The organism is Rufibacter ruber, assembly GCF_014138425.1.
In the GTDB taxonomy this organism is placed as follows: Bacteria; Bacteroidota; Bacteroidia; order Cytophagales; family Hymenobacteraceae; genus Nibribacter; species Nibribacter ruber_C.
This window is the reverse complement of the sequence record NZ_JACJIQ010000006.1, coordinates 1-19,108: the sequence shown is the minus strand read 5'-3', so window position 1 is coordinate 19,108 and position 19,108 is coordinate 1. Positions and strand designations below refer to the sequence as shown.

At 51.1% G+C, this 19,108-nt stretch carries 20 protein-coding genes; 4 read left to right on the top strand and 16 right to left on the bottom strand.

Features of this window, described 5'->3' with window-relative positions:
* Nucleotides 1-40: 40 nt before the first annotated feature.
* The 4 genes from FHS90_RS08445 to FHS90_RS08430 all read right to left on the bottom strand — a co-directional run bounded on the left by FHS90_RS08445 (nucleotide 41) and on the right by FHS90_RS08430 (nucleotide 5,487).
* Nucleotides 41-853 carry a DUF4349 domain-containing protein gene (locus FHS90_RS08445; protein WP_182512706.1) on the bottom strand — a complete coding sequence of 271 codons (813 nt, stop codon included), beginning with the start codon at nucleotides 851-853 and terminating at the stop codon, nucleotides 41-43.
* 207 nt (nucleotides 854-1,060) lie between these two features.
* A complete protein-coding gene (gene murA, locus FHS90_RS08440) occupies nucleotides 1,061-2,365 on the bottom strand; it encodes a UDP-N-acetylglucosamine 1-carboxyvinyltransferase (protein ID WP_066831478.1) in 1,305 nt (434 codons plus the stop codon).
* A 6-nt stretch (nucleotides 2,366-2,371) separates the two neighbouring features.
* A complete protein-coding gene (locus FHS90_RS08435) occupies nucleotides 2,372-3,025 on the bottom strand; it encodes a DUF4290 domain-containing protein (protein WP_182512705.1) in 654 nt (217 codons plus the stop codon).
* Nucleotides 3,026-3,249: 224 nt separating this feature from the next.
* Entirely contained in the window at nucleotides 3,250-5,487 is a 2,238-nt protein-coding gene (locus tag FHS90_RS08430) for an ATP-dependent helicase (RefSeq protein WP_066831475.1), read from the bottom strand.
* Between the two features lie 336 nt (nucleotides 5,488-5,823).
* Here FHS90_RS08430 and FHS90_RS08425 point away from each other — a divergent pair, with 336 nt between their 5' ends.
* Complete coding sequence (locus FHS90_RS08425; RefSeq protein WP_182512704.1) at nucleotides 5,824-6,222, top strand: hypothetical protein; 399 nt, start codon at nucleotides 5,824-5,826, stop codon at nucleotides 6,220-6,222.
* A 124-nt stretch (nucleotides 6,223-6,346) separates the two neighbouring features.
* Nucleotides 6,347-6,931: a DUF3109 family protein gene (locus tag FHS90_RS08420; RefSeq protein WP_066831469.1), complete on the top strand. Its 585-nt coding sequence runs from the start codon at nucleotides 6,347-6,349 to the stop codon at nucleotides 6,929-6,931.
* 117 nt (nucleotides 6,932-7,048) lie between these two features.
* Here the strand turns inward: FHS90_RS08420 and accC are convergent, their stop codons facing one another.
* From accC to FHS90_RS08365, 11 genes are all read right to left on the bottom strand, one after another.
* A complete protein-coding gene (accC, locus tag FHS90_RS08415) occupies nucleotides 7,049-8,392 on the bottom strand; it encodes an acetyl-CoA carboxylase biotin carboxylase subunit (protein WP_066831466.1) in 1,344 nt (447 codons plus the stop codon).
* A gap of 272 nt (nucleotides 8,393-8,664) precedes the next feature.
* A complete protein-coding gene (gene accB, locus FHS90_RS08410; RefSeq protein WP_182512703.1) occupies nucleotides 8,665-9,150 on the bottom strand; it encodes an acetyl-CoA carboxylase biotin carboxyl carrier protein in 486 nt (161 codons plus the stop codon).
* A 4-nt stretch (nucleotides 9,151-9,154) separates the two neighbouring features.
* The gene (gene efp, locus FHS90_RS08405) at nucleotides 9,155-9,718 is read right to left on the bottom strand and encodes an elongation factor P (protein WP_066831460.1); all 564 of its coding nucleotides are present in this window, start codon (nucleotides 9,716-9,718) and stop codon (nucleotides 9,155-9,157) included.
* 125 nt (nucleotides 9,719-9,843) lie between these two features.
* On the bottom strand, nucleotides 9,844-10,842 hold the full coding sequence (locus FHS90_RS08400) for a beta-ketoacyl-ACP synthase III (protein WP_066831457.1): 999 nt from the start codon (nucleotides 10,840-10,842) through the stop codon (nucleotides 9,844-9,846).
* Nucleotides 10,843-10,878: 36 nt separating this feature from the next.
* Nucleotides 10,879-11,820: a phosphate acyltransferase PlsX gene (gene plsX / locus FHS90_RS08395; protein WP_066831454.1), complete on the bottom strand. Its 942-nt coding sequence runs from the start codon at nucleotides 11,818-11,820 to the stop codon at nucleotides 10,879-10,881.
* 64 nt (nucleotides 11,821-11,884) lie between these two features.
* Nucleotides 11,885-12,079 carry a 50S ribosomal protein L32 gene (rpmF, locus tag FHS90_RS08390; protein WP_066831452.1) on the bottom strand — a complete coding sequence of 65 codons (195 nt, stop codon included), beginning with the start codon at nucleotides 12,077-12,079 and terminating at the stop codon, nucleotides 11,885-11,887.
* Between the two features lie 32 nt (nucleotides 12,080-12,111).
* A complete protein-coding gene (locus FHS90_RS08385; protein WP_066831449.1) occupies nucleotides 12,112-12,663 on the bottom strand; it encodes a YceD family protein in 552 nt (183 codons plus the stop codon).
* A 333-nt stretch (nucleotides 12,664-12,996) separates the two neighbouring features.
* Nucleotides 12,997-13,464, bottom strand: coding sequence for a PIN domain-containing protein (locus FHS90_RS08380; RefSeq protein WP_066831446.1), 468 nt, complete (start codon nucleotides 13,462-13,464; stop codon nucleotides 12,997-12,999).
* On the bottom strand, nucleotides 13,448-13,675 hold the full coding sequence (locus tag FHS90_RS08375) for a UPF0175 family protein (protein ID WP_066831442.1): 228 nt from the start codon (nucleotides 13,673-13,675) through the stop codon (nucleotides 13,448-13,450). Before FHS90_RS08375 ends, FHS90_RS08380 begins: the two co-directional genes overlap by 17 nt.
* Before the next feature lie 116 nt (nucleotides 13,676-13,791).
* Entirely contained in the window at nucleotides 13,792-14,802 is a 1,011-nt protein-coding gene (pdxA, locus tag FHS90_RS08370) for a 4-hydroxythreonine-4-phosphate dehydrogenase PdxA (protein WP_182512702.1), read from the bottom strand.
* A gap of 3 nt (nucleotides 14,803-14,805) precedes the next feature.
* Entirely contained in the window at nucleotides 14,806-16,242 is a 1,437-nt protein-coding gene (locus FHS90_RS08365) for a leucyl aminopeptidase family protein (RefSeq protein WP_182512701.1), read from the bottom strand.
* A 55-nt stretch (nucleotides 16,243-16,297) separates the two neighbouring features.
* Here FHS90_RS08365 and rsmA point away from each other — a divergent pair, with 55 nt between their 5' ends.
* A complete protein-coding gene (gene rsmA / locus FHS90_RS08360) occupies nucleotides 16,298-17,080 on the top strand; it encodes a 16S rRNA (adenine(1518)-N(6)/adenine(1519)-N(6))-dimethyltransferase RsmA (protein ID WP_182512700.1) in 783 nt (260 codons plus the stop codon).
* Nucleotides 17,070-18,422: a magnesium transporter gene (gene mgtE, locus FHS90_RS08355; protein ID WP_182512699.1), complete on the top strand. Its 1,353-nt coding sequence runs from the start codon at nucleotides 17,070-17,072 to the stop codon at nucleotides 18,420-18,422. The genes rsmA and mgtE overlap by 11 nt, the downstream gene beginning before the upstream one ends.
* Nucleotides 18,423-18,914: 492 nt before the next feature.
* Here mgtE and FHS90_RS22270 read toward each other — a convergent pair.
* Nucleotides 18,915-19,108: hypothetical protein (locus tag FHS90_RS22270; protein WP_220483024.1), on the bottom strand; the 194-nt coding region annotated here is incomplete at its 5' end.

Sequence of the window (19,108 nt, the reverse complement as noted above, 5' to 3'; positions counted from 1 at the left end):
TTCCGGGCTATTTTTTTGAAATCAGGGCAAAAACAGATGATTAGATGAGTCTGCGCCGGCGCAGGAACCAGAAACCGGCCAAAATCAACAGCAGGGGCCACAGGTAACATACGCCCACCACCAGCGTGATAAACATCTGCCAGCCGGTACCAAGGGCGTTGTAGAGCCGTACACCCAGCCCACTTCTTTCAGAAAAGCTCATGGGCACAATCTGATATACCTCCAGTTCAATGGTGCTGTAGGCCGTTTGGCGTTGGAGGTGCTTCAGGCGGGCATCTGCACTTTCAATCTCTTCCCTGATGCTCTTCAGCTGCTGCTCTACGTCCAGTACCTCCTGAATGCTGTTGGCCTGTTTCAGCAGGGTCAGATACCGTTGCTCTACGGCTCTTTTGGCCACCAACCGCGCCTGTACATCTATGTATTCCATGGCCACATCTTCTGCGCCCAGTTTTCTATGGTCCAGCTTGATGCTCTCCTGCTCCAGTTGCTCCAGCAGCGCAGAAAACTGGTCAGGCTTCACCTTGATCTTAAAGCTCATGGCCAGTTGATCCTGTTGTTGGTGCTGAAACGTAGAGACCAGAATGGCGTCAGCATTTTTAACGGTAGCTTCAATGCGCTGGGTGCTGCTAGCGAGGTCTTCCACCTGAAATTTCACCTGGGCGTTTTTAATCAGCATTTGCTTTTCTGGGTTGGCCGCCGTGGGTGCTGCAGGGTTCACAGAAGCTGCCCCGGTCTCTGCCGCTTCTATCTGGGCTGTCATTGTGCCTTCTTCCTGGGGGGCAGCGCAGCCACTGAGCAAAGAAAGGGCTACCAGCAGAAGGCCAAAAAGGAGAGAGGTGTTTTTTGTTTCCATAGCCGAAGGTTTTCCCCTTAATGCATTCATCTACAGTATGGTAACCCAAAAATTGAGCACAATAAAAAGGGCTGCTTTTGCGTTTCCGGGCTGTTTTTAAGAAAACAGACCCAAACCAGAACTCTGGTGAAATGCGCCCGGAATGGCTGTAAACGCAGAAAGGGAGCCTGTACCGGGCTCCCTTTGCTATTCAAAAATAATTTTCAGTTACAGACGCGTAATCTGTGCCCCAATGGCGTTCAGACGGCCGTCAATGTTCTGGTAACCGCGGTCAATCTGCTCAATGTTGTGAATCACGCTACGGCCTTCGGCCGAAAGGGCGGCAATCAACAGGGCCTGACCCGCTCTGATGTCAGGGGAGGTCATGGAGATTCCGCGCAGCGGCACCTGCTTGTTCTGGCCAATCACTGTGGCCCGGTGTGGGTCACAGAGAATAATCTGCGCGCCCATGTCAATCAGTTTGTCTACAAAGAACAGGCGGCTTTCAAACATTTTCTGGTGAATGAGTACCGTTCCCTTGGCCTGGGTGGCCACCACCAGCGCGATGCTCAGCAAATCTGGCGTGAAGCCGGGCCAGGTATGGTCAGAAACAGTCAGGATAGAGCCATCTATGTAGGTGTCAATTTCATAAGAGTCCTGGGCCGGAATGTAAATATCATCGCCCCTGAACTCCATCTGGATGCCCAGCCTGCGGAACGTATCTGGGATTAGCCCCAGCTCCCTGATCTGCGCGTCTTTGATGGTGATTTCAGAACCGGTCATACCCGCTAAGCCAATGAAGGAGCCAATCTCAATCATGTCTGGCAGCATGCGGTGCTCAGTACCGCCCAGTTTCTCCACGCCCTCAATGATAAGCAGGTTGGAGCCAATGCCGTTGATTTTCGCGCCCATGCGCACCAGCATTTTGCAAAGCTGCTGCAGGTACGGCTCACAGGCGGCGTTGTAGATGGTGGTGATGCCTTCGGCCAGCACGGCCGCCATCACAATGTTGGCGGTTCCGGTCACAGAAGCTTCATCCAGCAGCATGTACGTGCCTTTCAGGTTCTTGCCTTCCAGGTGGTAGAAGCTGTCTTCAGAGTCATAGGTGAACTTAGCCCCTAGTTTCTCAAAACCAATAAAGTGGGTGTCCAGACGGCGGCGGCCAATTTTGTCCCCGCCCGGTTTAGGCAGCTTTGCCATCCCAAAACGGGCCAGCAAAGGCCCTAAAATCATCACAGATCCTCTAATGGCGCGGGCCTGGTCAATAAATTTCTCTGAGGTGAGGTAGTCCAGGTTCACGTCTTCGGCCTGGAAGATATACGTGTCTGGCGCTGTCTGCTCCACCTGTACGCCCATGTCCCGCAGAAGCTCAATGAGCTTGTTCACGTCCCTGATGTTAGGGATGTTAGAAATAATCACGGGGTCAGGGGTCAGTAAGACCGCACACAGAATTTGCAGCGCCTCGTTTTTTGCTCCCTGCGGAATAATTTCGCCTTTTAAAGGTCGGCCACCTATTACTTCAAAAGAAGCCATGCGTTCTTACTTATTCTTTCTGTTGTTCTGATTCTTGTTCTGGTACCCTTTGTTTTTCTGGTTGTTAGGGTAGTTGTTGTTGCTGGGGCCCTGCGGGGTTTTGATGTTGCTCTCAAAGAGGCCGCCTTTCTCTAACAACGCAGAATCCAGGTCCAGCTCACCTTTAGAGAGGTCGCGCAGGTTTTCCAGGATGACCTGGTCTGTGACGCTGTCTTTGTTGTAGGTGCGGTACAGCACTTTCATGAGTTTGCCAATTGAGATGATGGCGGCCTCCCGCTCCTGGGCATCATTGATCTGCTTGGCTTTCTCAATGAGGCGCTCCAGGTTGGTGCCATAGTGCATGTACTTGGGAGTATGGCTGGGGTAGTCTACCTTCTGCGGCTTGTCATTGAGGTACTCCATGGCACTCAGCTGGAAGGGGGCGTCTACGTCCAGCTTGCCGTCTGACATCACGTACAGGTGATTCCAGAGAGTCTGCTGGGCATCCTGAATGTCTTTCACATTCGGGTTCAGGCGCCCCATCAGGTTTACCAGCAACTGGGCCAACTGCGTACGCTTGGTGCGGTCATCAACGGTTAAGATATACTGGACAATGTTTTGCACGTTGCGGCCGTACTCCCGCAGTAAAAGCTCTTGCTTGAAAGTTGAACTGGCTACCATATCTATGGGTTGGATTGCTGTGTCAAAAATAGGAAAAATTAGTTGGTAGTTATTCGTTGTTCGTTATTAGTTAGGACAAAACCTCAAAATGAGGAGCCATTTGGGAGAAGGAAAGGTAAGTGAATAAACCATTTTCCGTTTTGGGGCTGTTTTCACAAAAACAGCCCCAAAACGGAAATGGCCGGATTGCGAACAACTAATAACTAAGAACGAATAACTACTAATTACGCATGTATACGCAGCTTGGCAAAACTCAGGAGCAGTGTTTTCTCACCCACGCCCTCAAAAGTAATGATGGCTTTGGTGGAATTGCCCTGGGTGTCCATCTTGGTGACGGTGCCAAACCCGAATTTAGGATGCTCTACGCGCATTCCGGCCTGCAGGTTAGACGTGTCACTGGGCGTGAAGTCGGTTGGCGGGGTATAAGACGGGGCCGCTGCCGGTTTGCGAGCGGGCGTGATCAATTGCGCCGCGGGTGTCTTGCGCTGCAGCACTTTCTCTAACGGGCCACGCTCATCGCCAAACTTGAAGTTCAGGAACTTGGGGTCAATCTCGTCAATGAACCGGCTTTTCTCAGCGGCCCGCAGGTTGCCCCACTGGTAGCGGCTGGTGGCGTAGGAGAGGGTCAGTTTTTTCTCAGCCCGGGTAATGGCCACGTAGAACAGACGGCGCTCCTCCTCCAGATCAGCACGGCTCTGCATCATCATCTGGCTGGGGAACAGGTTTTCCTCCATGCCCACAATGAACACGTTCCTGAACTCCAGACCCTTGGCCGAGTGGATGGTCATCATGGTCACGTACTCGCCTTCGTCCTCTTTCTTGGTGTCTGCGTCTGTGAGCAGGGCAATGTCCTGCAGGAAGTTGGCCAGTGATTTGTCTTCGCGCTCGGGGTCGTCTACAAACTCCTTGATGGCGTTCAGGAGCTCCTGAATGTTCTCATAGCGGGCCAGGCCTTCCACTGATTTGTCTGCGTACAGATCATCTACCAGCCCTGAGTGTTTGGCAATGTAGGTGGCGGCGTCAAAGGCGTCTTTCTGCTCAGCCATCACGGCAAAGCTCTTGATTTTGGTGGCGAACTCTTCAATGGCGGCCCCGGCTCTACCGGCTAATACCTGGTTGGCGTGGCTCACAATTTCCCAGATGCTGTGGTTCATCTCATTGGCGGTAACAATGAGTTTCTCTACGGTGGTCTCGCCAATGCCACGTTTAGGGTAGTTGATGACCCGGCGCAGCGCCTGCTCGTCATTGTGGTTGATGGCCAGCCGCAGGTATGCAATCAGGTCTTTGATTTCCTTGCGCTGGTAGAACGACAAGCCGCCCACAATGCGGTACTTGATGTTCATCTTGCGCAGCGCCTCTTCCATGGCCCTACTTTGGGCGTTGGTGCGGTACAGAATGGCGAAATCCTCATAGGAGAGGTGGTTGTTCATCTTCTCCTCAAAGATGGCGTGTGCCACCAGCTTGCCCTCCTCATTGTCTGAGCTGGCCTTGATGACGTCAATCAGCTGGCCTTCCTCATTCTCAGAGAACACATTCTTGCGCAGCTGGGCCTTGTTGTTCTTGATCACTGAGCTGGCCGCGTTCACAATGTGCTGGGTAGACCGGTAATTCTGCTCCAGCTTGAACACCTCCAGCTCCGGGTAGTCTTTCTCAAAGTTGAGAATGTTCTGGATATCCGCGCCGCGGAAGGCATAGATACTCTGAGCATCATCACCCACCACGCAAATGTTACGGTCTTTGGCTGAGAGCTTGCGGGTGATCAGGTACTGGCTGTAGTTGGTATCCTGGTACTCATCTACCATCACGTACTTGAAGATGTGCTGGTACTTGTTGAGCACGTCTACATGGTCTCTGAACAGCACGTTGGTGTTGAAGAGCAAGTCATCAAAGTCCATGGCGCCGGCCCTGAAACAGCGCTCAGCGTAGGTTTTAAAGATCTGCCCAATCTTGGGCCGAAGGGCGGCCTCATCATCTGCCTGAATGGCGGGGTCGCGCAGGTACTGGGCTACAGAGATCAACTTGTTCTTGGCGCCTGAAATCCTGCCCAGCACCACGTTGGGCTTGTAGAGCTTGTCATCCAGGTTCATCTCCTTCACAATGTTCCGGATCAGGGTTTTGGAGTCATCTGAGTCATAGATGGTGAAGTGGCTGGGGTAGCCAATCTTCTGGGCCTCTGCCCTCAGAATGCGGGAGAAAACAGAGTGGAAGGTTCCCATCCAGAGGTTCTTGGCCTCCGGGCCCACCACCTTCTCTATACGCCCGCGCATCTCTTTGGCCGCCTTGTTGGTAAAGGTCAACGACAGAATGTTGAACGGGTCTACGCCCTTGTTGAGCAAATGCGCAATGCGGTAGGTCAACACTCTGGTTTTGCCGGAGCCCGCACCGGCAATAATCATACAAGGGCCTTCCGTATTTAAAACAGCGGCGCGCTGCGAGTCATTCAGGAGTTTTAAATAATCCATGCGTACTATCGTCCTTTCTTCAGAAGAAACACAAATTTACGGAAAAAGGTGGCAAGTTCAGGGGCTAGCCAAAAGAAAGCCTGCTTCTGTATAAGAAGCTCTTTTTCTTTTAAAATTCAGCTTTTCTAAACATATTGTGGTTTCAGCGATTCTGGTAGGCTGTTCCAGGTTTGTGCGGGGGCACTAACCAGAGCGCTTGGAACCACTGAGTTTCAAATGGTCAAAATATTTCCGTCTTCATGTGAAAGCTTATATTGGGCTAGCAGAGAGACTAAACCAACTTTGACAGACAGACAGACAGACAGACAGACAGACAGACAGACAATAGGTATATCAATGGATTATTATAAAAGTGACATCATCTCTATCACGTATGAGGAGGAGCTGAAGCTGGTGCGCACCCGCTGGAAAGGGTTTGCCAACAGTGATGAGTACCGGGCCGTCTTGGACGTGTATCTACAAGTAGTACAAGAGAAGGAGGTGGTGCGGTGGATTGGCGACAATACCAACGCCAAGGCTATAAGACCAGCTGACCAGGAATATACAGCCTTAGAATGGGCCCCTCGGTTTGCAAGAGCCGGAAGTTTAAAGAAAATGGCAGTGATTGTGGCCAGTGATATCTTCAATAAAATGGCAGTAGAAAACATAATCCAGAGGTCTAGTGATACGGTTCCTTTCAACACCCACTTCTTTGACAACCAAGAAGACTCCTTTGCCTGGGTAATGGCAGGATAGCTGTTTTAGGCCTGATTTCTGAAAAACAGGTCAAAAACGCAGCTGCTGTTTCTGGTTGTGCCCTCAGTTTTGCGGCCGAACTTAATTAGCGGTACTTTTGTCTTCCTGTTGATAGTTAACCGCCATGATAGTCTTACAAAATACCGTTCTCTCTGATGATCTCAAAGACAAGTTCTTTGTCTGTAACCTGGAGAAATGCAAAGGTGCCTGCTGTGTAGAGGGTGATTTGGGTGCCCCCCTGGATAAAGATGAGCTTCCGCTGCTAGCGGAGGCGTATGAGTACGTAAAACCGTTCATGTCTGTAGAGGGAATCAAGGCCGTAGAGGAGCAAGGCCTCTTTGTGGAGGATTTTGAAGGCGACTACAGCACGCCCACCATTGGCGACCGGGAATGTGCCTACGCCATCTATGACGAGAACCTCACGCTCAAATGCGCCATTGAGCAGGCGTACCTGGAAGGGATCATCTCCTGGAAGAAACCCATCTCCTGCCATCTGTACCCCATCAGAATCACGAAATATGACGGCTTTGAGGCGCTCAACTATGACCGCTGGGAAATCTGCAACCCGGCCTGTTCATTTGGGCAGGAGTTAGGGGTGCCGGTTTACAAATTCCTGCGGGAGCCGCTGGTGCGGAAATACGGCGAGGAGTGGTTTCAGGAGCTGGAAGAACTGGTGGCCGCAGACCAGAAGCTGAAACCAGTTGTATAGCCTGCTTAAGCTAGAAATTATGACCCTGTTTTTGGCTTGTTTTTCCAAAAACACGCCAAAAACAGAAAGAGCAGCCAAACCGGCTGCTCTTTCTGTTTCTAGGAATAATTGAATTGATTAGAACTGGGTAAAGTCATAGCTGTCCAGGTAGCTGGTGGTGAAGTTGCCAGACTTAAAGCCTTCATCATCCATCATGGCCAGGTGGAACGGAATGGTGGTCTTGATGCCTTCAATCACGAACTCGCTCAGCGCACGCTTCATTTTCACAATAGCCTCCTCGCGGGTTTGGGCACTCACAATCAGTTTGGCAATCATGGAGTCATAGTTGGCCGGAATGGTGTAGCCCGCATACACGTGCGTGTCTACCCGTACCCCGTGCCCCCCCGGGATGTGCAATACGGTGATTTTCCCTGGGCTGGGACGGAAGCCAGCCTTTGGGTCCTCCGCGTTGATGCGGCACTCAATGGCGTGCATCTGCGGGTAATAGTTTTTGCCTGAAATAGGAATACCGGCCGCTACTTTGATCTGCTCTTTGATTAGGTCATAGTTCACAACCTCCTCCGTGATGGGGTGCTCCACCTGAATACGGGTGTTCATCTCCATGAAGTAGAATTCCTTATGCTTGTCTACCAGGAACTCAATGGTGCCCACGCCTTCATAGTTGATGGCCGCCGCCCCGGCAATGGCTGCCTGGCCCATGCGCTCGCGCAGTTCCTGATCAATAAACGGCGACGGTGTCTCTTCAATCAGCTTCTGGTGACGGCGCTGAATGCTGCAGTCACGCTCTGAGAGGTGGCACACTTTGCCGTACTGGTCGCCCACTATCTGGATTTCAATATGGCGGGGCTCCTCCACAAACTTCTCCAGGTACATACCGTCATTCCCGAAGGCCGCTTTGGCTTCCTGACGGGCATCGTTCCAGGCCTTGTCAAACTCCTCGGCAGACTTGATGATGCGCATGCCGCGGCCACCGCCCCCGGCCGTAGCCTTGATGATCACCGGATATTTGATCTTGGCAGCCAGTTTCTTGCCTTGCTCGGCAGAGGTCAACAGACCCTCAGAACCAGGAATGGTAGGCACACCCGCCTTTTTCATGGTGTCTTTGGCAGATGACTTGTCTCCCATGGAGTTGATCATCTCTGGCGTGGCGCCAATGAACTTGATTCCGTTTTCGGCGCAGATTCTGGAAAACTCGGCGTTTTCAGACAGGAAACCGTAGCCCGGGTGAATAGCGTCTGCGTTGGTGATTTCTGCCGCGGCAATCAGGTTAGGGATGTTCAGGTAAGACTTGGCACTTGGGGCGGGGCCAATGCACACCGCCTCATCCGCGAAGCGCACGTGCAGGCTTTCCTTGTCGGCGGTTGAGTACACCGCCACTGTCTTGATCCCCATCTCCTTGCACGTCCGGATAATCCTTAGCGCAATCTCACCCCGGTTGGCAATTAGTATTTTTTTGAACACAGTTCTTTTAATTAGGATTTAGAAATTAAGAATTAAAAATGGAAGAACCTGTCCTGTTTCTGCCTTTCAACTTTGCGTGGCTTCAATGCCAAGTGCCTTTCCTGAATTTCCTGTTTTCGGCCTCTTTTTGAAAAAGTAGGCCAAAAACGGCAGACCTTGTAAGAAAAGAACTATTTGCTTGAAAGAAGGCGGAGGTTAAACGGACTCTTCTAAACCAAAGAATTATGAATAGTTCACCCATTCATAATTCTTAATTTTTAATTCATAATTAGTTAGCTCGGGTCAACCAGGAACAACGGCTGGTCGTACTCAACCGGTGAGGCGTTGTCTACCAGCACTTTCACAATGCGGCCAGAAACCTCAGATTCAATCTCGTTGAACAGTTTCATGGCTTCAATGATACAGATCACCTGTCCTTTTTTGATTTCATCTCCTACGTTTACAAACGCGGGTGACTCTGGGTTGGCAGAGCGGTACAAGGTACCAATCATGGGCGCTTTGATGGTGATGTACTTGCTGGTATCATCAGCGGCGGGTTGCGCTGGCGCTGCCGGGGCAGCGGCCGGGGCAGCCAGCGGGGCCGGAGCAGCAGCCAGCGGGGCAGGAGCCGGGGCGGCGGCCGGGGCCGAAGTGAATTTTACTTTCTGGCTTGCCTCGCGCTGCACAGAGATCTTGAACTCTTCTGTCTCAATGTCAACTTTGTTCAGGCCTGATTTCGCAATGAAATCAATCAGTTCTTGGATTTCCTTAGCTTTCATAGTTCTATTTTACTCGTTCGGCGTAGGTATAGGTACGCGTGTCTACCTTTATTTTTTCGTCTTGGCCAATAAACAACGGCACTGAGATGGTGGCGCCGGTTTCTACGGTGGCAGGTTTTGAGGCGTTGGTGGCGGTATCACCTTTGATGCCCGGCTCTGTATACGTAATGGTTAACTCTACGTACGTGGGCAGTTCAGCGGTGAGCGGGGTTTCTGTCTCAGCGTGGAACAGAATGGTTACCTCCTGGCCTTCTTTCATCAGGTCAGCAAACGGCACCATCTTCTCTTCCAGCACCACTTGCTCAAAGGTGCTCATGTCCATGAAGTTGTAGCCGTAGTCATCTTTGTAGATGAACTGGTGCGGGCGCTGCTCCACGCGGGCGGTGGTTACCTTGACACCGGCCGTGAAGGTATTGTCTACCACTTTGCCGGTTTTGATGTTTTTCAGTTTGGTACGGACAAACGCCGGGCCTTTCCCTGGTTTCACGTGCTGAAACTCAGTGATGATCCAGAGGTCGCCGTTAAATTCAATGCAAAGCCCGTTGCGGAAATCAGCGGTAGTTGCCATAGTGGTTGTGTGTGTTTCGGTTTAAAATGCCTGCGGGTTTCTCCCGATTTGACATAAAAAAATTCGGCCAAAGATAGCCGAATTTTTTGATTCTGTTTCAGAAATAACGTCTAAAAATGAGCAGATTACTTAGGGTCATAGGCCCATTTCAGGTAAACGGCACCCCAGGTGAAACCTCCGCCAAAAGCGGCCAGAATAATGTTATCCCCTTTTTTCAGCTGAGACTCATATTCCCACAGGCACAGCGGAATGGTACCGCTGGTGGTGTTGCCGTACTTCTGGATATTCAGCATCACTTTCTCCGGACCCACGCCCATGCGGTTGGCCGTGGCGTCAATGATGCGTTTGTTGGCCTGGTGCGGCACCAGCCACGCCACATCTTCATGGGTGAGGTTGTTGCGCTCCATGACTTCGGCAGACACGTCTGCCATGCCTTTCACCGCAAATTTGAATACCTGCTGGCCCTCCTGGAAGGCGTAATGCTCTCTGCGGGCCACGGTCTCTGCGGTAGCGGGCCTGCGGCTGCCGCCGGCTTTCATGTGCAGGAAGGGGGCTCCCGAGCCGTCTGACTTCAAGATGCTGTCTTGTATGCCCAGGCCTTCAGTGTTCGGTTCCAGCATCACCGCGCCGCCGCCATCTCCAAAGATGATGCAGGTGGCCCGGTCTGTATAATCAACAATGGCAGACATTTTATCAGCCCCTACCACAATCACTTTCTTGTATTTGCCGGTTTCTATAAACTGGGCACCGGTAGCCAGCGCAAACAGGAAGCCGGAACAGGCCGCCTGTAAATCATAGCCAAACGCGTTCACGGCGCCTACCTCTGCACAAATGATGTTAGCCGTTGCCGGGAACACCATGTCTGGGGTGGTGGTGGCGCAGATGAGCAGGTCTACTTCCTCTGGCTGGGTATTGGTTTTCTTCAGCAGTTCCAGTACCGCCGGAATGGCAATGGCCGACGTTCCCTGGTCTTCGCCTTTCAGAATGCGTCTTTCTTTGATGCCGGTACGGGAAACAATCCACTCGTCATTGGTTTCTACCATGGTCTCCAACTCCTTGTTGGTTAACACATAGTCAGGGACATATCCGCTCACACCGGTGATGGCGGCCGTAAGTTTGCTCATATGGTTCGGTTGGGCTTGTCTGGTGAAGGGCGCCGTTTAAGCGCTGAAGTATTTCCTGAATTTATCTGCAATGTGGCTTTCTGCCATTTTGTTGGCCAGGTGCACCATGTTGCAGATAGCAGTGGGGCTGGACACGCCGTGGCCAATCACTGCATTGCCGTTCACCCCTAACACGGGGCTACCGCCTACCGCCTCATAGTTGAAACGGTCAAAGAAGGGGTCTCTGAAGTTTTTCTCCCGGAGTATGTCATAGATAGACTCCGCCATTTTCAGAATCACGTTACCGGTAAAACCGTCACACACAATGACATCTGCTTTGTCATTAAAGACATCACGCCCTTCAATGTTGCCGATAAAGTGGATGGATTTGTTTTCTTTGAGGAGTTTGTGGGCGGGTTGGGTCACCATGGTGCCTTTGCCCTCTTCCTCGCCCAGGTTCATGAGCCCTACGCGGGGCTTCTCAATATCTAAGAGGTATTCAGCGCAGATAGAGCCAATCTCCCCAAACTGCTCCAGGATCTCCGGTTTGCAGTCGGCTATTGCGCCCACGTCTAAAAGAACGCCGTAGCCGCCGGAGAGCTTAGGGATAAAGCTTGCCAGGGCCGGCCGCAGGATGCCCTCTACCTGTTTCACGCTGAAAACTGCCCCCACCAGCATGGCCCCCGTGTTGCCGGCGCTGCAGAAGGCGTCTACCTTCTTGCTGGCCAACAGGCCGTAGCCCACGGCAATGCTGGAGTCTGGTTTCTGGGTGAGGGCTTTGGTAGGGTGTTCACCCATCCCAATGACTTGAGATGCGTGAACAACCTGAACTCTGGAACCGGTGTAGTGGTGCTTTTGCAGGAGGGAATGAACGGTATCTTCATCTCCAATAAGGAAAATCTCAATCTCATCCGTTAACGTCTCAGCCGCCAAAAGTGCGCCTTCTACAACTGCTTCGGGGGCGAAGTCGCCGCCCATTGCATCCAGAGCTATTTTCATGTAAAGCGTATTTCGTAAATTATACTACAAGTAACTAAAATAAAGCCTGACCAGGCAAGCTTTATTACGCAACAGAGGTATAATTTTTGATGGCCACTTTGCCTTTGTAGTATAAATCACCGTCTACCACGTAGCTTCTGTGGTATTGGTGTACTTCACCGGTGTTAGGGCAGATAGAAATCGCTTTGGGCGTCAATTTGTCGTGCGTTCTTCTCTTATCTCTTCTGGTTTTGGAGATTTTTCGCTTAGGATGTGCCATCTCAGGTAATTATTACAAAATTGGTTAGAAACTTATTTAAGCTTTTTAAGGGCGGCGAAGCGGGGGTCCAGCGGACCGTCCTCATCATCGTCCTCGTCGTCATTGTCTTCCACAGGAGTGGAGTAGATTAAGAGGCCGTCTGCCTCCGGGTCATCTTCCCGCTCCAAATCTTCCTCTACAAACCGGGGGCACAGCTTTTTCATGGGTACCGCCAGCCCAATGTAGTCATACAGGTGCTGTGCGATGTTGATATACTGCGTCTCTGGTACTATCTGCAGCACGTTCTCGTCCAGTTCCAAATCTTCTGGCCCGTACCGCACGTGCAGCGTCTGGTTAACTTCCAGGGGGTGCTCAAATTCCTCCAGGCTCCGGTCGCAGGTCAGGCGAACCGTTCCTTTGATATGGAAGTCAAACTGCAAAAGAAGCTCTGACTTGTGCAGCGTCACCTCCGCTTTCAGGTTGCCGCCATGGATGATCTCCCGGCTGAACAACTCAAAGAAGGGTTCGCCCAATTCAAACTCGTAGGTGTGCTGCTTGTTCGCGAGCCGTACAAGGTTGATGTCGTATTTCTTTATCTCCTTCACGTTGCCTCTTTTTTAGCAAGTCGCAAAATTAGCAGAAATATCTTAAATATAAAATACAAATGCCTTTTTTGCTGGGGTTAAACAAAAGCCGTTTTTGGCCTACTTTTGGGAAAACAGGCTAAAAACAGGAGTGGTTCATAATGAGGGAGATATAAATTGGAAGTAGATGTGGTGGGAATTATGGCTTACATGAATCTGAACCCAAATATTTATTCCATAATACTTTCTTCAATTCTTTCTTGTAGTCAAGGTAGCTTGGCAATGGTGCTGATCTGCAGGGTTTTAATAGTTTGTGAGATTATGACAGGCTTCTTGTTCATACCCTACTTTATTCTAAACCTCACCCGCTACTTTGAGCATACTTGAGAAAATTTCTTCGCTAAAGCGAAAATTTGTGCCTTTTATCTTTTCAATAATTGGCTTTACAGATGATATAATACCTACTTGTTTCGCTTTGGCAATTATTCCCAATGTTCCAGTGAAAGGTAACCCTAGTCTTTGAGCAAGTTTACGAGCTTGAAGGTCGTCAAGAATTAGCACATTCTCTTCTTTTTCAGAGCTTAGGGCAATAGCGCTTGCTTCTCCTTTGTCTACTTCTAATTCGAGTAATTTCTGATATCTTATATTGGTTACTTCTTCAATAGAAATCCAGTCTGGAAGCGGTGAGCCAAACTCAGTGGCAATAACAGTAGTGGTCACTACTTCTCTGAAGAGAGCTTTAAGTAGGGGCAGTTCGCCAATCTTGTCTAGCAGGATAAAGCAGCTGGTATCTGCAATGACTATTTTAGATGGCAGCGGCATCTCTACCTATTTCACTCGCGGGGTAGTTAAACAAGGAAACATTAAAGTCTCCCAAGATTTCAGCGAAAGCCACCTTGGAAAGGCCTGCAAGTTCGGCCGCATGGCCGAGAGATAGTTTGCCTGACTCATAGAGTTTAGCAGCTAGAAAGCGGGCTGTTTGCCGTTCATCTAGATCTATATTTGCTGGCAGATGTAAAACCACTGTTCTCATATACCCAATATACGAAGGTTCTTTTAAATATGTACAATAAACTAAAATGCGTTTTCGGCCCGTTTTCCAGAAAACAGGCCGAAAACGCATTCAAGAAAATTTTACCAGGCTAAGAGTTACACCCCAGCCCGCGACCTTAGAATATCTACGGCCGCAAACAGAGCTTCTCTGAACGAGGTCTCATCTGCTTTGTTCTGACCGGCAATGTCATAGGCGGTGCCGTGGTCAGGGGAGGTACGCACAATGGGCAGGCCGGCGGTAAAGTTCACACCGTTCTCAAAGGCCAGTGTCTTGAACGGAATCAACCCTTGGTCATGGTACAGCGCTAGCGTAGCATCAAACTTCTGATAGCTGCGGGTACCAAAGTAACCATCGGCGGGGAACGGCCCGAAGACCAGGTTGCCTTTGTTCTTCAACTGCTCAATCACGGGCAGAATCAGTTCTGCTTCCTCAGTGCCCAGCAATCCGTTTTCCCCCGCGTGCGGATTCAGACCCAGCACCGCAATTTTCGGTTTCTGAATTCCGAAGTCTTTGCGCAGGGAATTGTCCAGAATGGTGAGTTTCCGGATGAGCAGTTCCGGGGTGAGGGTGTTGGCTACATCTTTCAGCGGTAAATGCCCGGTTACCGTAGCCACGCGCAAGCCGCTGGAGGAAACCAGGAACATCAGGCTCTCCGGTGCATTGAAAAACGTGGTGAAGAACTCGGTGTGTCCGGGGAACTGAAAGCCTTCGCCCTGGGTGTTGTCTTTGTCGATGGGCGCGGTGACAATGGCTTGTATATGGCCATCTTTCAAGTCCTGAGCGGCGCGCAGCAATGCCGTACGGGCAATGGCGCCGGTGGCAGGAGTAGGAACGCCGGGCGTAAAATCAATTTCCTCCTCCTGCACGTTCAGAACGTTCAGTTTCTTGAAATGCAGCTGGTCAAACGCCTGAATGGTGTGAAAACTGAAGTTCTCCAGCGCCAGCAGCTTACGGTATTTGTTCAGCGCAGCAGCGGTGCCGTAGACTACGGGCGTGCAGAAATGCAGTACCCGGTTATCGGCGAAGGTTTTCAGAATCACTTCCGGCCCAATGCCGGCCACGTCACCTATGGTAATCCCAATGCGGGGCTTTTGTTTTGGCTCCATTGCTTAAGCAGTAGCTTGTGAGGTAAGGAAATGGTACAGCAGGCGCACGCTACTGCCGGTGGCGTGCTTGCCCCGGTAAGAGTCTGGGCTCAAGAGGTACGCCGTACCGGCGATGTCCAGGTGAATCCAGGGGTAGTTGGTGAAGAACTCCAGAAATTTTCCCGCCGAGATAGCCCCTGCTTCGGCCCCGCCGATGTTCTTCAAATCAGCAATGTCTGATTTCAGGTGCTCCTGGTACTCATCCCACAGCGGAAATTCCACCAGCCGCTCATGCGCCATTTCGCCGGCCAATTTCAAATCGGTTTTAAGCAGGTCATCGGCGGTGCCCATCATGCAGATGCCTTCGCGGCCAATGGCGCGGGCGGCGGCCCCGGTGAGGGTGGCAATGTCAATGACCAAGGCCGGGTTGTAGCGTTTGGCAAAGTGCAAGGCATCAGCCAGAATCAGGCGGCCTTCAGCATCGGTGTTCAAGACTTCCACAGAGTGGCCGCTGTGCATGGTAATCACATCGCCGGGGGCGAAACCCTTGCCGCTAATAAGGTTATCGGTAGCCGGAATCAGGCCAATAACGTGCAGCGGTACATTGTTCTTTGCTAAGGCGTACAACGTTCCGGCCACAGCCGCCGCTCCCGACATGTCTGACTTCATGTAGTCCATGGAGTTGGGGGTGGGCTTAATGCTCAGCCCGCCGGTGTCATAGACCACGCCTTTGCCTACCAGAATCACCGGTTGGGCGTTGGTGGCATTCTCGGGCTTCCACTCCAGAATATTAAAAGTCGGGGCTTGGTCAGAGGCTTGGTTCACGCTCAACAGACCGCCCATTTTTAGGGACTGAATCTGTACCTCGTCCAGCACTTCCACCTTCACGCCGGTGCCTTCCAGCATTTCGGCAATCTGTTCGCTCAGCATCACCGCCGTCTGCATGTTGGGCGGCGTGTTCACCAAGTCACGGGTATGATACACGGCATCCAGCAGGTTGGCCAGTTCATTCACCTGGGTTTGCGTCACGCCCACGCCGGTAATGGTCACCGTGTTCAGGCAAGGCGGCGTGTTCTTTTCAGTTTTATAGCCGGTGAAAGCGTAGTTGCTCAACACCAACCCTTCGGCTACGTATAGGGCGGCTTCGCCGTCGGCACCGTCCAGCAGCACCACATGCTCCACTTTATCCGCCGCCAGGCGCTGCAGCAGGGCGTTTCCCGCTTTGCGGAGGGCTTCCTGGGTGAGCGTTTCCTTTTTCTTGGGCTCGGTGAGCACCAGGTAGAGTTGGTGGGTGAGTTTATTCAGGGTCACCAGCGTGCTCTTGAGCTCCAGCTGGCGGTTGATGTAGTCCAGTTCATCAGCGGAGAAAAGCTCCACGGGGAGTTGCTCGCGGCCGGGAATCAGCACGGCGGTGCTGGTATTTGCCGGTAATGTTGCGGCGTAGGTCAGTTCTGTGCGCATAAGATGTGTATCTTTGAGCTGCAATATAGCCTGAACAAACGGAAACCGAAAACCTGTGAAGCCCGTCCAGCCCAAGAAACACCTAGGTCAGCACTTCCTCACCGACCTCAACATCGCCCAGAAGATAGTAGAGGCGCTCAGGCTGCCCAACGGCGTGCAGGAGGTGCTGGAGGTGGGCCCCGGCATGGGCGTGCTCACCCAATTTCTGGTGCAGCACCCAGAGTACCAGACCACCATTGTAGACATTGACCGCGAAAGCATTGCCTGGCTCAACGAACATTTTCCGCAGCTGGAGGGCCGCGTACTTTTCGCCGATTTTCTGAAAACCGACCTGAAAACGCTCTTCAAAGGGCCCTTCGCGGTGATTGGGAATTTCCCGTACAACATCTCCAGCCAGATTTTCTTCAAGATTCTGGAGCACCGCGACCAGGTGCCCGAAAGCGTGGGCATGATTCAGAAAGAGGTGGCCGAACGCATTGCCGCGCCGCATGGCTCCAAAACCTACGGCATCATGAGTGTGCTTTTGCAGGCGTTTTATACTATTGAGTACCTGTTCACGGTGCATGAGCACGTGTTCAATCCACCGCCTAAGGTGAAATCTGCCGTGGTGCGCTTGACGCGTAATGAAGTGGCGCAGCTGCCGTGTGATGAGAAACTGTTTTTCAAGGTGGTCAAAACCAGCTTCGCCACTAGGCGGAAAACCTTAAGAAACTGCCTAAAACCCTTTAATTTACCTGTGGCGGTCACGCAAGACCCGCAGTTTGATAAACGCGCCGAACAGTTGAGCGTAGACGAGTTTATCCAGTTGACCCTCTTGATTCAGCAGCATGCAAACTGAAATCACCCGCGAGTTCATTGACCAGATAGAAGACGCCATTGAGCGCCGTGATGCCGCGTTCATTCTCTCCAACATGGAGGAAATGTACCCTCCAGACATCACCACGGTGCTCTATGAACTCAACCTGGAGCAGAGCAAGTATGTGATGGATTTACTGCCCGCCGAGGTGGGCGCTGAAATCCTGAGCGACCTGGATACCGATGTGCGCACCAATTTCCTCAAGAACTTCACCATTGAGGAGGTGGCCCGCTACATAGCCGAGATGGACTCTGATGACGCGGTAGACGTGCTCAACGAGCAAAGCGTGCAGCGCAAAGAGGAAATCATTGCCCAGCTGGAAGACCGCGAACACGTAGCCTACATTATTGACCTCTTGCACTATGACGAAGATTGCGCCGGCGGTCTCATGGCCAAGGAGCTCATCAAAGTGAACATCAACTGGCATGTGGGGCAATGCATAGATGAAATCAGGCGGCAAGCCGAAGACGTGGAGAAAGTCTACGCCATTTACGTGGTAGATGACCGCGACAAACTCTTGGGCCGCTTGAGCATGAAAACGCTTATTCTCTGCGGAGATGACACGCCCATTGCCAAAGTCTACGACCCCGATGTGATTGCCATTGAGTCGTTCAAAGACGAACAGGAAGTAGCCAGCGTGATGCAGAAATATGATCTGGACGCTATTCCGGTGGTCAACATACAAGGCCGTTTGCTGGGCCGCATCACCATTGACGACGTCATTGACGTGATTCAGGAACAAGCTGAACTGAGCCGCCAGCTCATGACCGGTATCACCGAAAACATTGAGGAAGACGACAGCGTGTTCCGGCTCTCCCGTGCGCGTTTGCCGTGGCTCATGGTAGGCATGGTGGGCGGTTTACTGGGTGCCCGTTTCATTGGCCTGTTTGAAGGCGATATCGCCATTATTCCCGCCTTAGCCATGTTCACCCCTTTGATTACCGCCACCGGCGGAAACGTGGGCATTCAGTCCTCATCCATCATCATTCAGACGCTGGCCAACAAGACGGTGCTGTTTGATAATTTCACCACCAGAATTGTGAAAGTATTGCTGGTGGCTATCATCAACGGGTTAGTCATGTCAGGGCTGGTGCTGGGTTTCAATCTGTTGTTTGGCGTGGAGCTGACCTTGTCATTGGTAGTGGCCGTGGCGTTGTTCAGCGTGGTGTTGCTGTCTTCGTTCATGGGCACCGTCACACCAATGATTCTGGATAAATACGGCGTGAACCCCGCTGTAGCCGCCGGGCCTTTCATCACCACTGCCAATGACTTGTTAGGACTGGGCGTGTATTTCCTGGTGGCGCATTTGTTGTTAAGTCTGTAGAAGCAAAAATGTTGGTCAGTATTACAGAATCTTATTTTGTTGGCTTTGGAGTATTCTATCTATTAGGGTATTTGGTTAGTTATTCAAGAAAAGATAGTGACACCATTTTCTCGCCTAACATAGAAGCTTCTATGTTACTGGCTGTAAAGTGGGCGGGGTTCCTGTATTTGCCAATTTTGATATTAGAAGCGTTTTGGAACAATGAATTTTCATTAGTTGATGATTCTTACTTTGCGGTTATCAATAGAATGTTTGGCCCTTATTGGTTTTATTTCTGGTTAAAACCTATACTCTTCTTAGTAGCAACTTCTTTTCTATGGTCAAAAAAAGTTAGGGCTTCAAGATTTACTTTGCTTCTCATCGCTTTCCTTCTATTATTCACTCATTTTCTTTTTGATAGAATCTCCTCTCTGCCACTCTTAAACAGGGACTTTCTCCCTAGTAGCTGGACAATAATTTCCAAAGAATCTTTTTTTGAGAGGTTATTAGCTTTTAGTTGCCATTTGGTGATTTTTGCTGTAAGCATTTTAATTGTGAGTAGATTGAGAAGAGAAGCGCTTTTTCAAAAGCTGAAAAGGCATAAAGGATGATATAGAAGCTGTTTAGAGTTTTTGATTTTGGTTGAATTTTCGGATAAACAAGGCTGTAAAGGCTAGCAGATGCAGGGCAAGCCAGTGCTGCGCCCT

Coding starts and splice junctions, on each gene's coding strand:
- rpmF (WP_066831452.1), bottom strand. CDS start 12,079: ATGGCACATCCTAAGCGAAAAATCTCCAAAACCAGAAGAGATAAGAGA.
- FHS90_RS08430 (WP_066831475.1), bottom strand. CDS start 5,487: ATGGATTATTTAAAACTCCTGAATGACTCGCAGCGCGCCGCTGTTTTA.
- FHS90_RS08435 (WP_182512705.1), bottom strand. CDS start 3,025: ATGGTAGCCAGTTCAACTTTCAAGCAAGAGCTTTTACTGCGGGAGTAC.
- accB (WP_182512703.1), bottom strand. CDS start 9,150: ATGAAAGCTAAGGAAATCCAAGAACTGATTGATTTCATTGCGAAATCA.
- FHS90_RS08400 (WP_066831457.1), bottom strand. CDS start 10,842: ATGAGCAAACTTACGGCCGCCATCACCGGTGTGAGCGGATATGTCCCT.
- FHS90_RS08420 (WP_066831469.1), top strand. CDS start 6,347: ATGATAGTCTTACAAAATACCGTTCTCTCTGATGATCTCAAAGACAAG.
- mgtE (WP_182512699.1), top strand. CDS start 17,070: ATGCAAACTGAAATCACCCGCGAGTTCATTGACCAGATAGAAGACGCC.
- plsX (WP_066831454.1), bottom strand. CDS start 11,820: ATGAAAATAGCTCTGGATGCAATGGGCGGCGACTTCGCCCCCGAAGCA.
- murA (WP_066831478.1), bottom strand. CDS start 2,365: ATGGCTTCTTTTGAAGTAATAGGTGGCCGACCTTTAAAAGGCGAAATT.
- FHS90_RS08375 (WP_066831442.1), bottom strand. CDS start 13,675: ATGAGAACAGTGGTTTTACATCTGCCAGCAAATATAGATCTAGATGAA.
- pdxA (WP_182512702.1), bottom strand. CDS start 14,802: ATGGAGCCAAAACAAAAGCCCCGCATTGGGATTACCATAGGTGACGTG.
- FHS90_RS08445 (WP_182512706.1), bottom strand. CDS start 853: ATGGAAACAAAAAACACCTCTCTCCTTTTTGGCCTTCTGCTGGTAGCC.
- FHS90_RS08380 (WP_066831446.1), bottom strand. CDS start 13,464: ATGCCGCTGCCATCTAAAATAGTCATTGCAGATACCAGCTGCTTTATC.
- FHS90_RS08365 (WP_182512701.1), bottom strand. CDS start 16,242: ATGCGCACAGAACTGACCTACGCCGCAACATTACCGGCAAATACCAGC.
- efp (WP_066831460.1), bottom strand. CDS start 9,718: ATGGCAACTACCGCTGATTTCCGCAACGGGCTTTGCATTGAATTTAAC.
- FHS90_RS08425 (WP_182512704.1), top strand. CDS start 5,824: ATGGATTATTATAAAAGTGACATCATCTCTATCACGTATGAGGAGGAG.